This window comes from Symbiopectobacterium sp. (assembly GCF_051710365.1).
In the GTDB taxonomy this organism is placed as follows: domain Bacteria; phylum Pseudomonadota; class Gammaproteobacteria; order Enterobacterales; family Enterobacteriaceae; genus Symbiopectobacterium.
In genome coordinates this window covers 1-15,645 of the sequence record NZ_JBPETA010000069.1, presented here as the reverse complement: position 1 = coordinate 15,645, position 15,645 = coordinate 1, and the positions used below count along the sequence as shown (strand labels likewise).

The following is a 15,645-nucleotide window of genomic DNA, read 5'->3' as shown; positions in this document are numbered from 1 at the left end:
ACGCTGAACACCGCGACGGCGATAATCACGTTATTCAAGCCTGGGCCGAGAATGGCGACCACCGCGATAGCCAACAGCATACCGGGGAAGGCGAACAGCACATCGGCGCTGCGCATGATCAGCATATCAATCCAGCGGCCATAAAATCCTGCCAGCAGGCCCAGCACAATGCCGACCACCATGCCGAGCGTGACGGAAAACAGGCCAATATATAAGGAGATACGCGAACCGTAGATAATACGGCTCATCACATCGCGTCCCAGATCGTCGGTGCCCATCCAGTGGGTGGCGGAAGGAGGTGCAGACAGTGCCATCCAATCCGGGTCCATCGGGTTAAAAGGGGCTAGCCAAGGGGCGAAGGCCGCGACCAGCACCAAGAGCAGAATAAATCCGCCGGACACCAGCGCCAGCGGGTTTTGGATAAAAGCCTGCCAAAAATCACGCATCGGTGAGCGGATGGCGTCGTTATCCTGCGCGGCGGCGGTCATCGTAGGCTCGGTAGAGTGGCTCATGATCGCTCCTAGCGTAAACGAATGGCTGGGTTAACCACGGCGTAGAGCAGGTCGACCAGCAGGTTGATAACAATAAACTCGAACACGAACAGCATGATTAGCGCCTGAATTACCGGCTGGTCCTGTGTCTTGATCGATTCAATCAGCAGCCAGCCCAGACCGGGCCAACTGAAGACGCTTTCCACCACAATTGACCCGCCCAGCAGAAAACCAAATTGCAAGCCGAGCATAGTGATAATGGGGATCAGCGCGTTGCGCATGATGTGTTTCCAGGTGATCAGCCGTTGGCGTAATCCTTTGGATCGCGCGGTGCGTACATAATCTTCCTGTGCCACTTCAAGGAATGCGGATCGGGTGAAGCGCGCCATTACGGCGGCCACGGAAGCTCCCAATGTCAGAGCGGGTAACACAATATCGCTCGGCTGGTTAAAACCGCTGACGGAAAAGACCCCGAACGGCATCGCGACAAACTGGATCAGCAGCAATCCGAGCCAGAAAGGCGGCATAGAGATACCGCCGACTGCGGCGCTCATCAGCGTCCAATCCTGCCACTTTCCGCGTTTTAATCCCGATACCACGCCAATCAACAGGCCGAGTACCACTGACCAGGCGAAGCCTGCCAGCGCCAGCCACATGGTGGGCATGAAGCTTTTGGCGATCACATCCATCACCGGTTGCTGCGTGCGATAGGTGATACCCAGATCGCCGCGTAACAAGCCACCCAGCCAACGAACATACTGCTGTGGCAATGGATCGTTGAGCCCTAACAGTTGGCGAGCGGCCTCCACGGCGGCAATCGGGGCATCCGGCCCGGCATAAATCCGCGCCGGATCGCCGGGTAACAGCTTGATAAAACCGAACACTAACAGGGAGACCACCAGTAGCACCGGGATCATTTCCAGCAAACGTCGGACGATATAAGCAAACATGGCGTTCTCCCCGTGCGATTACTTAAATTCAGCCTGATCGAAGATCAACGAGCCATCTGCCAGCATGTAAACGCCAGAAAGATTTTTCGCTTTACCGACCAGATTGTCCGGCGTACCCAGGAACACGACGGGCGCATCACCCCAAATCACTTTCTGTGCTTCGGCGTAGGCCGCGGCGCGCTTGCCAAGATCGGCGGTAGCCAACCCAGCCATAATGGCTTTATCGGCGGCAGCACTGCTGTAGTAGGCCACGTTATAAGCCGCAGGCACCCAGGATTCGGTGGCATACAGCGGACGCAGCGCCCAGTCGGCATCACCGGTAGAAGGCGACCAGCCGTTGTAGAACAGATCGAATTCCGCATCTTTCGGGTCTTTCACGCCGAACAGTTTGGCGTTACGCATCCCGGAATCCATCGGTGTCACGGTGATCTTGATGCCCACCTGTTCCAACTGCTGCTTGAAGAACTGTGCGCTACGGATGTAATCGGTACGGTTGGTGGTCCACAGCTTGAGGCTGATGCCATCCGGGTAACCCGCTTCTTTCAACAGCGCTTTGGCTTTGGCCGGATCGTAGTTGTAGCTCGGCGTGGTTTGTGCCTGGAAGAACTGAACACCCGGTGCCATTGCTGACGTTGCCGGTGTACCCATGCCCGCAAAACCGACTTTCAGCCACACATCGCGGTTGATAGCGTAGTTGAGTGCCTGACGCACGCGGATGTCATTCATGGGCGGGCGCAGGTTATTCATCGCCAACCAGAATTGATCAATACCAGGGTCACGTTGGACGGCCAGCTTGCTGTCGCTTTGCACCGTGCTTAGCAGATCGGACGGCAGCGGATAAATCGCATCAACCTGACTGGACTTCAGGGCTGCCACGCGCGTGGAGTCTTCCGGCGTCGGGTAGAAGGTTACACTATCCACTTTAGGCCAGCCTTTCTGCCAGTAGCTGTCATTCTTGACCAGCTTGACGTCTTTGCCCTGCTGCCATTCGGTGAATTTGAACGAACCAGTGCCGACCGGGTGGACGCGCAGTTGTGCTTCATCCGGGTATTTCTTCAGCGCTTCCGGGCTGTGCATCACGGCAGACGGGTGTGCCAGTGTGTTGACGAAAGCACCGAATGATTTGTTCAGTTCAATCTTCACCTGCGTCGGAGACAGCACGGTGACGGTTTTCACCATATTGAACAGGCTATTACGTTTTAAACCTTTGCTCTGATCGGCCAGGCGATCCAGGTTGGCTTTGACCGCTTCGGCATTAAAGGGCGCGCCGTCTTGGAAAGTGATGCCTTCGCGTAGCGTGACCACGAACTCGGTGGCATCGTCATTGCTGGTGTATCCGGTTGCCAGACGCGGTACCAGTTTCATTTGATTATCAAACTGGAACAGGCGCTCAAAGATACCGCTCTGGATGGAGTAGCTCAGAGTATCTGAGGTGTCGTGCGGGTCAAGTCCGGTAATATCGGCATAGATAGAGATGCGCAGATCTTGTGCCTGAGCCTCAGCGGCCAGACAGAGTGAAAGCCCGAGGGCCAGCGCGGAACGATGTCGTAGTGGCTTCATGTTGTGTCTCCCGGTTGTGAATGGGTTGTATTTGTTGTTGTTTAAAACTGCATGTTTAAAACTGCTTGTTCATCAATGTGTTTTCATTAATGACTGTCGTTGGCGACCCAGTGGTGCGGGCCGACTTGTCGATAGGTCATTTTGTTGACCTCTTCTCCCGCTTTGCGCAGCGGAGAAGGGATCTCGCTGTCATCAAACTGGCGCACGCTGCGTTGCTGAGGGTCGGCAATTGGCACCGATGCCAGCAAACGTTGCGTATAGGGGTGCTGAGGGTTGTTGAACACCGCCTGACGCGGGCCGATTTCCACAATCTGGCCGAGATACATCACGGCAACGCGGTTGGCGATGCGCTCCACTACTGCCATATCGTGAGAAATGAAAATCCATGACACGCCGGTTTTTTGTTGCAGATCCATAATCAGATTCACCACCTGAGCCTGGATCGAGACATCCAACGCGGAGACGGCTTCGTCAGCAATAATGACCTGCGGTTGCAGCGCCATGGCGCGGGCGATGGCGATACGTTGGCGCTGGCCTCCGGAAAACTCGTGCGGATAGCGGCGGGCGTGTTCAGGAGGCAACCCGACGCTTTTCAGCAGTTCCTGCACGCGGGGCGTTGCGTCCTCCAGCGATCGGGCCAGCCCATGCAGCAGCAGCGGTTCGGCAATGGTGAAACCGACGGTTAAGCGCGGGTTCAATGACGCATACGGGTCTTGGAAAACCATTTGGATTTCGCGGCGCAATGGCAAAAAGGCGCGATCGTCCATCTGGGAGATTTTATTGCCCTGAAACAGAATGCTTTCTGATTCGCTCTGAATCAGGCGCAGCAGTGCGCGCCCGGTGGTGGATTTTCCGCAACCACTCTCCCCGACAATCGCCAGGGTTTCACCGGGCCACACGCAAAAATCAATCTGCTCGACCGCGTGTACGCGGTGCGTGACGGCGGAGAAAATGCCGCTGCGGATCGGGTAGTAGACGCGCAATCCACGGATATCCAGCAGCGGATCGGCGTCATAGCGCGCGGTTTTCTGTTCGCTATCGCTGGACTGTTGTTGTCCCAGCAGCGGAAAACGACGCGGCCAGGCGCTGTCGCGCATATCGCCCAGTTTTGGTACTGCGGCTAACAAGGCTTGAGTGTATGGGTGTTCCGGATGCGCGAAAATTTGCTCGACCGTACCTTGTTCCACCACTTCGCCCCGGTACATCACCACCACGCGATCGGCGATTTCAGCCACTACGCCCATGTCGTGGGTAATAAACAGCACGGCAGTATCACTTTGCTGCTGGAGATCGCGCAGGATGTGTAGAATGCGCGCTTGCACGGTGACATCCAGCGCTGTGGTGGGTTCATCAGCAATCAGCAACTGCGGTTCACATACCAGCGCCTGCGCAATCATGACACGCTGGCGCATGCCACCGGAGAGCGAGGCTGGGTAGCTTTTCATCACGCGATCCACATCGGCGATGCGCACTTTACGCAGTAGCTCGCGCGCTTTTTTATCCGCCGTGGCGGCATCACAAAGCTGGTGGTCGCGCAGCGCTTCCGTTAACTGATCGCCCACTTTCAACACCGGATTGAATGAGGTCATCGGTTCCTGAAAGATCATCGCCATATCGCGCCCGCGCAGTTGACGGCGATCGTCCTCTTTCATATTCAGCAGATCGTGGCGCTGCCCGTGGCGGGAATGGAAATGAATGCTGCCGCGCTCAATGGCCGCCGAGTTGGCTAACAGGCCCATCGCGGTTAACGACGTAACGGATTTTCCCGAGCCGCTTTCACCCACAATGGCGACGATTTCCCCCTTGTTGACGGAAAACGAGACGCTTTTCAGGGCGATATGTTTGCCCGATCTGCCGCTGAAGCTGACGCTCAGGTCATCGATCTCCAGCACCGGCATGGCAGTTTGTGGGGGTGCCGACGCCGGGTTCGGGGTAGCCTGTGCGAGTTGCGTCATGTGGACTCCGGTTAACAGTGTGGACTCTTGCTGTGTCATAGCCAGATGCGTCCGTGGTGATAAGTCAGATAGGGTGAGCTGTCGGCGGCTAGCCAGAGTGGGCCATCCAGATCGACATAGTCGGCGGCGGCGGCGACCGGTAGTGCGGCTTCCATCGCCAGTGAAGAGCCAACCAGGCAACCGACCATCAGTTTTAGCCCGTGCAGTCGCGCCTCACGCACCATTGCCAGTGCTTCTGTCAATCCGCCACATTTATCCAACTTGATGTTGATCATCTCGTAACGGCGGCGGATACCTGGAATATCGCCAGCGTGGCGGCAGCTTTCATCGGCGCAAAGGGGAATAGGGTGCGAAAAACGCAGTAACTCCTGATCCTTGCCTGCCGGTAACGGTTGCTCAATTAGCGCGACGTTATGGGGGAGCAGTGCGTGACACAGGCTGAGTAAATCGAGCCCAGCCCAGCTTTCCGTGGCATCGACCATCAGAGTGGCCCGTGGCGCGGCGTCGCGCACTGCGGCGATTTTCTCAACGATGTTGCTGCGATCCAGCTTGAGTTTTATCACCTGCGCGCCGCGTGATATCGCATCGCGGGTCGCCGCCACCGTGTTTTCCAATGACGCAATGCTCAGCGTTTCCGTGGTGATCAAAGAGGCGGGCGGTTGTATTCCCACCTGCTGCCATACGGTTTGTTTATGTAAGGCGGCATTTAAGCGCCACAGTGCGCAATCGAGTGCGTTACGTGCTGCACCAGGAGGGAGCAGCGTTTGGATTTCATCCCTTGACGCACCGCGCGTAACAGAACCACGTATTGCGTCAAGTTGACGGCAAACACTGGCAGCAGACTCTTGATATTCAAACGCGGGCGTACATTCGCCTAAACCGATAAATCCCTGTTCTTCAACGGTAATCCTGACTACGCTTACGGCATTGCGCAGTTCCTGCGCACGCTTGCACGGGCGTGCCAGAGAGAGTTTGACGGTCTCAACCTGCATCTGGCGCATCTCGTGTATCCCTCTGGTGAATGAATAATCAAAACTATTTCATGCAGGGGAATGACTGACGAATACTTGTTTGTCGGGAGGGTATAACCTCAGGCTATACCCTGATGCAGACGCCAACACTCCCCTGCCGATATCGCGAAACGCGCGGCAGCTAAAGTAGGAATTGTTGTCCGAAGGCCGTATAATGCGCGCCAATCAACAGAGCATAACCCGGAGAATCTCATGCGTCCGTCAGGTCGAAGTGCACAACAGGTGCGTCCCATCACGCTAACGCGTGGCTATACCAAGCATGCGGAAGGTTCCGTGTTAGTGGAGTTCGGCGACACGAAAGTGCTGTGTAACGCGACGGTAGAAGAAGGCGTGCCGCGCTTCCTGAAAGGGCAGGGGAAAGGCTGGGTGACCGCTGAATACGGCATGCTGCCGCGTGCGACCCATAGCCGCAATGCGCGTGAAGCCGCCAAGGAGAAACAGGGCGGAAGAACGCTGGAAATCCAGCGCCTTATCGCGCGTTCTCTGCGCGCTGCCGTTGATCTGGAAAAGCTCGGTGAATACACCATCACGCTGGATTGCGATGTGTTGCAGGCTGATGGCGGCACGCGCACTGCTTCTATTATTACCGGCGCTTGTGTTGCACTGGCGGATGCGTTCAACCGCATGGTGGCAAAAGGCCAGCTCAAAGCCAGCCCGCTCAAAGGCATGGTAGCGGCGGTTTCCGTGGGGATCGTTGCCGGTGAGGCCGTGTGCGATCTTGAGTACGTGGAAGACTCTGCTGCGGAAACGGACATGAACGTGGTCATGACCGAAGATGGCCGCATGATTGAGGTGCAAGGTACCGCCGAAGGCGAGCCGTTCAGTCACGAAGAGCTTCTGGCGTTGCTCGCTCTGGCGCGTGGTGGCATTGATACTATCGTCGAGGCGCAGAAAGCGGCGTTGACGCAAGCGCCAGTCGCGGACCTCAAGTAAGCATGGCTGGCATAAACCGCCTGTCATTTCATCAGCCGTTGCCTGGCAGCGGCGTTGTCCATTTTTGCAAAGCGACCTCGGCGTCGCTTTTTTTATGGCTGGTGTTCCAACCATAACCATACTCACCGTGATACGAGGAGATGCAGTAATGAAAGCCTATCAGCGCCAATTTATTGAATTCGCGCTTAGCAAGCAGGTATTAAAATTCGGCGAATTCACATTGAAATCCGGGCGTGTCAGCCCCTATTTCTTCAATGCCGGGCTGTTCAATACCGGGCGCGACCTGGCACTTTTGGGCCGTTTTTATGCTGAAGCGTTGGTGGATGCCAGTATTACCTTTGATGTGCTGTTCGGGCCCGCTTACAAAGGGATTCCGATCGCCACGACCACCGCGGTGGCGTTGGCTGAACACCACGAAACCGATGTGCCTTACTGCTTTAACCGTAAAGAAGCCAAATATCACGGGGAAGAAGGCAATCTGGTCGGCAGCGCCCTGCAAGGCCGTATCATGCTGGTCGATGATGTGATTACCGCAGGTACTGCCATTCGTGAATCCATGGGCATTATCGCAGCAAATGGCGCGACGCTCGCCGGGGTGTTGATTGCACTGGATCGCCAGGAGCGCGGTACAGGAGCCATTTCTGCCATTCAGGAAGTGGAACGCGATTATCAGTGTCAGGTGATTTCCATCATTGCGCTGCAAGATCTGATCAGCTTTTTGGCAGAAAAACCAGAGATGGCCGTGCATTTGGATGCGGTGAAGGCCTATCGCGATCGGTATGGTATTACTGTGTAGTCACCTGTGCATAGGTGCTGATGTTGCCTGAGAGATTTCTGGCCAGCCTGTTGCTGTGTGAACAGGCCTTGGTGCAGAGGCTCTTAGGCAAAAGCGGGGCGATGTTAATAGAGTTGGGCGGCAAGCAGTGGCCAACGTGTCTCAAAATCCTGTGTAGGCCGAAAGCGAAATTCTGAGCGAACATAGCGTGACAGCATCCCTTCGCAGAAGGCGAGCAGCTGGCTGGCAAGCAGTGACTCGTCATGGGTAAGGGCTTTCCCCTCTCGCAGTTTGTGCTCGCGCAACACCTGCTTAAGCTGCGATTCAATGCGTTCAAACAGCTGGTTGATGCGTCCTTGCAGACGATCCTGTTCGAACATCAGCGCATGGCCAGTCAGGATGCGCGTCAGGCCGGGGTTGCGTTCAGCAAAACCCAACATGAGCAACAAAATCAACCGCACACGTTGGAACGTATCTTTCTCATCTTGCAGAATCAGATTGATACGTGTTGTCAGCGAATCCTCAATAAACTCGATAAGGCTGTCAAACATCCGTGTTTTGCTGGGAAAGTGCCGATAGAGTGCGGCTTCGGAAACCCCGACCATTGCGGCAAGCTTTGCGGTAGTGATGCGTTGGCTGCCATCGCTGGATTCCAGCATTTGCGCCAACGCTTGCAAGATTTCCTCGCGACGATTCCTTTTCGTATTCTCTTTCTCTGCCATGTCAGAAAAGACCCTTGATCAAAAAGAAGCTGACAACCATTTAGAATTATTTAGGGTAATGACCTGAATAAACACAACAAAGACACGCGATTGACCGCGTGTCCAAGGGGTAACGCAGGGTATACCCATTTTCGGATCAACGACGACCAGAATGGCCGAAACCGCCTTCTCCCCGCTCTGTTCCTACAAAATCATCGACAATGTTGAATTCAGCCTGAACGACGGGAACAAACACCATCTGTGCGAGGCGTTCACCGGGCTCGATAGTGAAGGCTTGCTGGCTACGGTTCCAAACAGAAACCATCAGTTGTCCCTGATAATCAGAGTCGATAAGCCCAACCAGATTACCTAATACCACACCGTGCTTATGCCCCAACCCTGAGCGGGGGAGGATAACAGCAGCCAGGCTGGGATCGGCGATATGGATAGCGATACCCGTTGGCACCAGTATCGTCTCCCCTGCGGCTAGCGCGATCCCTTCATCAATACAAGCTCGAAGGTCAAGGCCGGCCGAGCCTGCGGTGGCATAGGTCGGTAACGGAAACTGTTGACCAATGAGTGCATCAAGAATTTTTACGTCGATTTTTTTCATCATAACGGCGGACAATCTCATCGATTAAATGTTGGCCAAGGAGGCGCTTTTCGCACAGAGGTAAACGGGTGTCACCCTCCGGCCAAAACAGCTGCAACGCGTTGGTGTCACTGTTGAATCCCTGCCCTGAAAGGGAAACATCATTTGCGCAAATCAGATCCAGATTTTTACGCGTCAATTTTTGACGCGCGTATTCTTCCACATTCTGGGTTTCGGCAGCAAATCCAACGACGAAAGGGCGAGACGCTGACATGGCTGCAACCCCTGCAATAATATCTGGGTTTTTAACCAGTGTGATACTGATTTCATCGCCCTGTTTTTTTATCTTGTCGTTGGCTATCTGTTTAGCCCGGTAATCGGCCACGGCGGCACAGCCGATGACAATCTGCTGTTGTGCCGCATGAGACATCACCGCCTGCTGCATGTCCAACGCGCTGGTCACGTCAATGCGCCGAACGCCTGCGGGTGTTGGTAATGACACGGGCCCGGCGACTAGCGTCACGTGAGCGCCACGCTCCGCCGCCGCTTGAGCGATGGCAAATCCCATCTTGCCCGAACTGTGATTGGTAATGAAACGTACCGGATCAAGCGCCTCACGCGTTGGTCCCGCGGTGATCATAATGTTGAGATGTTGCAGATTGTTGACGCGCGTAAAATAGCCCTCGGCAAGCTCAACGATCGCCGACGGATCAATCATTCTACCAGGACCCACATCACCGCAGGCCTGACTGCCGCTGTCGGGGCCCCAAACCAGGCCACCGCGCCGTGCCAACGTGGCAAGATTATCCTGTGTTGGCGTTGCGCGATACATCTGCTGATTCATGGCAGGTGCAATAGCGACGGGGGCAGCCGTTGCCAGACAAAGCGTGGTAAGCAGGTCGTTAGCCATGCCAGCGGCTAAACGTGCGATCACATCCGCCGTTGCGGGCGCAAGAATAACCAGGTCAGCCCATTTTCCCAGCTCAATGTGCCCCATCGACGCTTCGGCGGCAGGATCGAGCAGATCGTCTGATACCGGGTATCCTGAAACCGCCTGAAGTGTGAGCGGTGTAATAAATGCCTTCGCGGCAGGTGTCATTACCACGCGGACTTCTGCGCCGCGATCGCGTAGACGCCTGACAATTTCTGGGCACTTGTAAGCGGCAATACCGCCGCTGATGCCGAGCACGATTTTTTTACCGGAGAGCCCGGGCTGATTGGAAAATCCCATCATCATCTTTGTCCGATTAATGCCTAAGAGGAAACATTTTATCATAACCTTGCCGGATGAGCGGAATCTTGCTTGCGTTTGTCTATGTTCATGAGGCTTTGTTGCAGGGTGTCTTGCGTGCGGTTATGCAGGGGCTCGCTTGCGTTCTCGCCGCGCTACCGTGAGCCTGCCATGATAGGGCAACGATGGAAAGGAGGCACAACGGTGTGGATTGACGATCAGGCTCCTCGTGAAAAGCTTATTACCTCGGGGGCCGAAGCGCTTACGGATGTGGAGCTGTTGGCTATCTTTCTGCGCACTGGGCTGCCGGGGGTTCACGTGATGGCATTGTCGGAGCAACTGCTGCATCATTTTGGCTCCCTTTACCATGTCATGATGGCCGAGCAACAAACATTTTGCGCCGTGAAAGGGATGGGTGTGGTTAAATTTGTGCAATTTCAGGCGGTAGCGGAGCTAGCGCGGCGGCTCTACGCCACGCGTTTGGTGAAGGAAAATGCGATGCTGAATCCCGATCTGACCCTACAGTACCTGCAATCGGCGTTGGCACATCAGGCGCGAGAGATTTTTACCGTTCTGTTTCTTGATAATCAGCACCGCGTGATTCGACATCAAGAGATGTTTGCAGGTACTATCGCCAGCGTCGAGGTACACCTGAGAGAAATTGTGCGTGAAGCGTTAAAAGCCAATGCGGCTGCGCTCATTCTGGCGCATAATCACCCTTCCGGGGATGCAGAGCCGAGTAGCGCCGATCGCATGATAACGACGCATATTATTCAGGCATGCGCATTGATGGACATTCGCGTCCTCGATCACCTGGTAATTGGGCGTGGTGAGTACGTATCATTTGCCGAGCGAGGCTGGATTTAGCATATTTTCCGCGATCCTTAGAGATCTTCCGCTGCTCGGGACTTGAGCACATCCGCGCTAGAGCGTATACTACGCCACCTTTGAGAATCTTGGGTGTGGCGTTAAGAGCCTATCTCAGCAGGTTTACCCTGATGACATATCTTTACTGTAAAGCTGCTGAGATGGGCTCTAAAGCCTGACGAGGCGGCCAACATCCTCTACGAAGCTCGAGCTGATTTGATTTTTGGAGAATAGACATGTCCCGAGTCTGCCAAGTTACTGGCAAGCGTCCGGTGACCGGTAATAACCGTTCCCACGCACTGAATGCGACCAAACGCCGTTTTCTGCCGAACCTGCATTCCCATCGTTTCTGGGTTGAAGGCGAAAAACGCTTTGTAACGCTGCGCGTATCTGCTAAAGGTATGCGTGTTATCGATAAGAAGGGTATCGAAGCGGTCCTGGCCGATCTGCGTACCCGTGGTGAAAAGTACTAAGGAACTGAATCATGGCTAAAGGTGTTCGCGAGAAGATCAAGCTGGTTTCTTCTGCCGGTACTGGTCATTACTACACGACGACGAAGAACAAGCGCACTAAGCCGGAAAAACTGGAACTGAAGAAATTCGATCCGGTTGTCCGTCAGCATGTGATCTATAAAGAAGCTAAAATCAAGTAATTTTAGTGGACTTATTAAAAACCCGGCCAAGGTCGGGTTTTTTTATGCTACGTTAGCCGCGGGAGTGTTCAGGAGGAGAAAATGCCGGAATTACCAGAGGTTGAAACGAGCCGCCGCGGGATATCACCCTATCTTGTCGGACACACCATCCTGCACGTTGACGTGCGTAATCCCCGCTTGCGTTGGCCGGTGTCCAGCGAGATCCTTGCGTTGAGTGACCAGCCTATTTTGAGCATAGCGCGTCGGGCAAAATACCTGCTGTTTGCGCTGCCCGGCGGTTGGATTATTGTGCATTTGGGCATGTCTGGCAGCTTGCGCGTTCTGCCGGAATATCTCCCTCCTGATAAGCACGATCATGTGGATATGGTCATGGACAACGGCCATGTGCTGCGTTATACTGATTCCCGACGTTTTGGTGCCTGGCTGTGGACGACGGACCTTGAAACAAGCAGCGTACTTGCGCACCTTGGCCCGGAACCTTTGAGTGAGGCATTCTCTCCCGACTATCTCTATCAACGTTCGCGCGGTAAGCACACGGCTATTAAGCAGTGGGTGATGGATAACAAGGTGGTGGTCGGCGTAGGAAACATTTATGCCAGCGAATCCCTGTTTATGGCGGGTATTCATCCCGATCGTGCAGCAGGCTCGCTGAGCGAATCAGAATCTGCTCGTTTCGTTCAGTCGATAAAGCAGGTGCTACAGCGCTCGATTGAGCAAGGCGGCACGACGTTAAGGGATTTCTTACAGTCAGATGGTAAACCGGGGTATTTTGCGCAGGAATTGCAGGTTTATGGTCGGGCGGGGGAGCTTTGCCGCGTATGCGGAACGCCGTTGTTAACGAAAAAACATGGGCAGCGTAGTACATTTTATTGTCGTTGCTGCCAGAAGTGATGCTGGATAAATAACGCCAGACTGCCGTTCGAACGGCGAATCTGGAAAAGCATCAACAAGATTACAAAACTGAGGATTTTATCGGTGAACCACGAGTACTCTACTGCCGCGCGGCATCCGCTTGATAAGCAGCATATAAAGTTAACCTACGTTACGCACTTTTACTGCAATCAGGACAATATGGATTCCGTATTTTCGTTGCTGCGGTTGTATGAGCAGCTGCCGGAAGATATCAGAACTGCGGTAGAGTTCGTTATTGTTGATGACGGTTCACCGATTAAGTACGACATTGGCACTTTCGACCTGAATATCACTTGGCTGCGTATTAATGAAGATATTCCATGGAATCAGGCTGGCGCGCGCAATTTAGGGGTGACTTATGCCAAGTCTGACAAAATTTTTATCACCGATCTTGACCACGAATTGCCGGAATCCTCATTCCGCTATTTGATCAATTGCCGTAACCCGGGCCGCAATTTTTACAAAATCTATCGGGAAAGCCGTGAAAACGGCGTCAAAAAACGCGGAAAAGTGTGTAACGTTGGCGACAGGTATTATGGCCATCCGAACACGTTCTTTATGTCGCGTGCGCGCTTTATGCGTATCTTTGGCTATGACGAGGAGTTTGCCGGAAATTATGGCTCAGAAGATTTCCGCTTCGTTAAATACCAAAAATACCAAGGGTCGCGCCAACATTATTTGCCGAAGAGCATCCGCTGTTTTGAACGGGAAGTAGACCGGGAAGAGAGTTATCATACGTTACAGCGCGACCTTTCCGCCAATACGCCGATTGATAAGCGCAAGAAGCAAGAGTGCAGCTTGTTCGGTTATGAGTATGGGCAGAGCCGTATTTTCCTCAACTTTACTTGGGAAATTAAATACCGTAACAACATAATGCCAGCGACATTGCCCCCGCTAAATACATGGTGGCGTCCACTGTGGTGGTTCCGTTATCTATGCGGTACATTGGCGCGTTAATCACATCGCGATTTTCCGGCGGAGGAGGCCTATCTACCCGCCGGGTTATATTTTATTTACCCTGCGCCAGTTTTTGCTTAAGCGCCGAGCCAATCGCATCGGAAAGAAAGTGTGAGACATCTCCACCGTGTCGGGCAACCTCTTTGACCAGAGAGGAAGAGATAAATGACCATTCTTCCGATGGCATCAGGAACACGCTCTCCAGGGTTGGCATTAAGTGAGTATTCATTTTTGCCAACTGAAGCTCATATTCAAAGTCGGATACAGCTCGCAGCCCGCGAATTAACACATTCGCTTGCTGCTGTTGGGCGAAATGCACCGTAAGATCGGAAAATCCCACCACCTCAACATTCGTCAAATGTTGCGTTGCCTGCCGTGCTAATGCGACACGCTCGTCCAAACTGAACATCGTATTTTTACTGGGACTGGCGGCAATGGCTAACACGAGATGATCGAACAGACGTGAAGCGCGGGTGAGCAGATCCAGATGCCCATTGGTTAAGGGATCGAAGGTACCTGGGTAGATTGCTTTGGTCGCCATGGGAATCCTTAACACCAGAGGGTCAGATAGACGAGTTTGCACGTGGTGGAAGATAGGGCTCCAGCAGTGTGAGCAACCGCTGAAGCGCTCCCTGATTCTGGTGCAGCACTCCTACAGCGTGTCGCCCATAATAGAGCCGGTAATCTTCATCCGTCAGCAGGCTGTTCACTTCTTTGACAATACTGTCAGCATCTTTAACGGTGATCAAACCGCCTGCTTCTGACAATTTAAGGCAAATATCTTTGAAGTTAAAGGTGTGCGGACCCATCAATACCGGGATGGCATGTGCAGCAGGCTCCAAAGGATTATGCCCTCCCCGTTCTACCAGGCTTCCACCGACAAAAGCGATGTCAGCGATGCCATACAGCATCATCAGTTCGCCCATGGTATCGCCAATCACCACTTGGGTATCAGTCGCCGGGACTTCGCCACTGCTGCGCAGGGTGTAACTAAAACCCAGAATCTGGGTAAGTGCTTGAGTTGTCGGGAAACGCTCAGGGTGGCGAGGTACCAGAATCAACAGCAAATCGGGAAACAGGTTCAGCAATTCACGGTGCGCGGCCAAAATAATCGCTTCTTCACCTTCATGAGTGCTGGTTGCAATCCACACCGGGCGTCGAGATGCCCATTGACGCCGTAGCGCTACGGCTCTCGCAGCTAATTCCGGTGTGACAGAAATATCAAATTTCAGACTGCCAGTGACTGCTAAGTGTGAGCGCTGTAAACCGAGATCGATAAAGCGCTCACCATCCTCTTGATTTTGAGCGGCGATCAAGGTGGTGCGGCGCAGAATGCTACGAGTTAGAGAGCCAATTTTTTTATAGCCTGCCGCTGAGCGTTCAGAAAGCCGTGCGTTGGCAATAACCAACGGAATATTACGGCGGTGAAGTTCAGTGATGAGGTTTGGCCACAGTTCGGTCTCCATGATGATCACCAGTTTTGGGTTCACCTGATCAAAGAAGCGCTTAAGGGCACAAGGAAGATCGTAGGGGAGATAAACGTGGTAGACATCATTGCCGAAGGCAGACCGAACACGCTCTGAACCGGTCGGTGTCATGGTGGTTACTGTAATCGGCAAAGAAGGGTAACGGTGGCGAAGCGCTCTGACCAAGGGAATGGCTGCCAATGTTTCGCCAACAGAGACCGAATGCAGCATGATACCGTTGGGTTTGACCTTCTCCGCACAGAATCCATAGCGTTCACTCCAGCGGCGACGGTAGGCAGGCGCTTTGCGTCCTCTTAGCCACAGACGGAGCCAGATTAATGGTTGAATGAGGTAAAGCAAGATGGTGTAAAGGGTTTGCAGCATCGGTATTGGCTATTTTAGAGTTATCGCTGAAAATATTTTAGCTTTTTTGTTAAGGAATGACTATGTGTATTAGTCGCGACTTGATCTGACACTGGACCTTGCAAGGTTGAGAGTTACCGGTTTTGATATGGGTGTCCAATCCTTATACAAAACACGAGGTAACTCTCATGATTCATACTAACAATCCC

At 53.7% G+C, this 15,645-nt stretch carries 16 protein-coding genes and 1 pseudogene; 7 read left to right on the top strand and 10 right to left on the bottom strand.

Annotated features, from left to right (window positions below; translation table 11 throughout):
• The 5 genes and pseudogenes from ACTBDZ_RS08525 to ACTBDZ_RS08505 form a co-directional block, all read right to left on the bottom strand.
• A pseudogene (locus tag ACTBDZ_RS08525) lies at nt 1-512 on the bottom strand (glutathione ABC transporter permease GsiD); the annotation flags it as partial.
• Nucleotides 513-520: 8 nt separating this feature from the next.
• A complete protein-coding gene (locus ACTBDZ_RS08520; RefSeq protein WP_438815000.1) occupies nt 521-1,441 on the bottom strand; it encodes an ABC transporter permease subunit in 921 nt (306 codons plus the stop codon).
• An 18-nt stretch (nt 1,442-1,459) separates the two neighbouring features.
• Entirely contained in the window at nt 1,460-3,001 is a 1,542-nt protein-coding gene (locus ACTBDZ_RS08515) for a glutathione ABC transporter substrate-binding protein (RefSeq protein WP_438814999.1), read from the bottom strand.
• 86 nt (nt 3,002-3,087) lie between these two features.
• Nucleotides 3,088-4,956: an ABC transporter ATP-binding protein gene (locus ACTBDZ_RS08510; protein ID WP_438814998.1), complete on the bottom strand. Its 1,869-nt coding sequence runs from the start codon at nt 4,954-4,956 to the stop codon at nt 3,088-3,090.
• A gap of 35 nt (nt 4,957-4,991) precedes the next feature.
• Entirely contained in the window at nt 4,992-5,957 is a 966-nt protein-coding gene (locus ACTBDZ_RS08505; RefSeq protein ID WP_438814997.1) for a dipeptide epimerase, read from the bottom strand.
• A gap of 222 nt (nt 5,958-6,179) precedes the next feature.
• On the opposite strand from ACTBDZ_RS08505, the gene rph reads away from it, so the two are divergent.
• Nucleotides 6,180-6,920: a ribonuclease PH gene (rph, locus tag ACTBDZ_RS08500; RefSeq protein WP_438814996.1), complete on the top strand. Its 741-nt coding sequence runs from the start codon at nt 6,180-6,182 to the stop codon at nt 6,918-6,920.
• A gap of 148 nt (nt 6,921-7,068) precedes the next feature.
• Nucleotides 7,069-7,716, top strand: a complete 648-nt coding sequence (pyrE, locus tag ACTBDZ_RS08495) for an orotate phosphoribosyltransferase (protein ID WP_438814995.1) — start codon at nt 7,069-7,071, stop codon at nt 7,714-7,716.
• Between the two features lie 104 nt (nt 7,717-7,820).
• Here pyrE and slmA read toward each other — a convergent pair whose 3' ends face one another.
• The 3 genes from slmA to coaBC form a co-directional block, all read right to left on the bottom strand.
• Entirely contained in the window at nt 7,821-8,417 is a 597-nt protein-coding gene (gene slmA / locus ACTBDZ_RS08490) for a nucleoid occlusion factor SlmA (RefSeq protein WP_438814994.1), read from the bottom strand.
• 136 nt (nt 8,418-8,553) lie between these two features.
• Nucleotides 8,554-9,012, bottom strand: a complete 459-nt coding sequence (gene dut / locus ACTBDZ_RS08485) for a dUTP diphosphatase (RefSeq protein ID WP_438814993.1) — start codon at nt 9,010-9,012, stop codon at nt 8,554-8,556.
• Nucleotides 8,981-10,225, bottom strand: coding sequence for a bifunctional phosphopantothenoylcysteine decarboxylase/phosphopantothenate--cysteine ligase CoaBC (gene coaBC / locus ACTBDZ_RS08480; protein ID WP_438814992.1), 1,245 nt, complete (start codon nt 10,223-10,225; stop codon nt 8,981-8,983). Before coaBC ends, dut begins: the two co-directional genes overlap by 32 nt.
• 165 nt (nt 10,226-10,390) lie before the next feature.
• Here coaBC and radC point away from each other — a divergent pair, with 165 nt between their 5' ends.
• The 5 genes from radC to ACTBDZ_RS08455 all read left to right on the top strand — a co-directional run bounded on the left by radC (nt 10,391) and on the right by ACTBDZ_RS08455 (nt 13,607).
• Nucleotides 10,391-11,086, top strand: a complete 696-nt coding sequence (gene radC, locus ACTBDZ_RS08475; protein ID WP_438814991.1) for a RadC family protein — start codon at nt 10,391-10,393, stop codon at nt 11,084-11,086.
• Between the two features lie 236 nt (nt 11,087-11,322).
• A complete protein-coding gene (gene rpmB / locus ACTBDZ_RS08470) occupies nt 11,323-11,559 on the top strand; it encodes a 50S ribosomal protein L28 (protein WP_195314938.1) in 237 nt (78 codons plus the stop codon).
• An 11-nt stretch (nt 11,560-11,570) separates the two neighbouring features.
• Nucleotides 11,571-11,738, top strand: a complete 168-nt coding sequence (rpmG, locus tag ACTBDZ_RS08465; RefSeq protein WP_026738454.1) for a 50S ribosomal protein L33 — start codon at nt 11,571-11,573, stop codon at nt 11,736-11,738.
• A gap of 81 nt (nt 11,739-11,819) precedes the next feature.
• Nucleotides 11,820-12,629, top strand: a complete 810-nt coding sequence (mutM, locus tag ACTBDZ_RS08460) for a bifunctional DNA-formamidopyrimidine glycosylase/DNA-(apurinic or apyrimidinic site) lyase (protein ID WP_438814990.1) — start codon at nt 11,820-11,822, stop codon at nt 12,627-12,629.
• Nucleotides 12,630-12,809: 180 nt separating this feature from the next.
• Nucleotides 12,810-13,607: a glycosyltransferase family 2 protein gene (locus tag ACTBDZ_RS08455; RefSeq protein ID WP_438814989.1), complete on the top strand. Its 798-nt coding sequence runs from the start codon at nt 12,810-12,812 to the stop codon at nt 13,605-13,607.
• A gap of 52 nt (nt 13,608-13,659) precedes the next feature.
• On the opposite strand, the gene coaD is transcribed toward ACTBDZ_RS08455, so the two are convergent.
• The gene (coaD, locus tag ACTBDZ_RS08450; RefSeq protein ID WP_438814988.1) at nt 13,660-14,148 is read right to left on the bottom strand and encodes a pantetheine-phosphate adenylyltransferase; all 489 of its coding nucleotides are present in this window, start codon (nt 14,146-14,148) and stop codon (nt 13,660-13,662) included.
• Nucleotides 14,149-14,170: 22 nt separating this feature from the next.
• The gene (gene waaA / locus ACTBDZ_RS08445; protein WP_438814987.1) at nt 14,171-15,457 is read right to left on the bottom strand and encodes a lipid IV(A) 3-deoxy-D-manno-octulosonic acid transferase; all 1,287 of its coding nucleotides are present in this window, start codon (nt 15,455-15,457) and stop codon (nt 14,171-14,173) included.
• Nucleotides 15,458-15,645 lie beyond the last annotated feature (188 nt).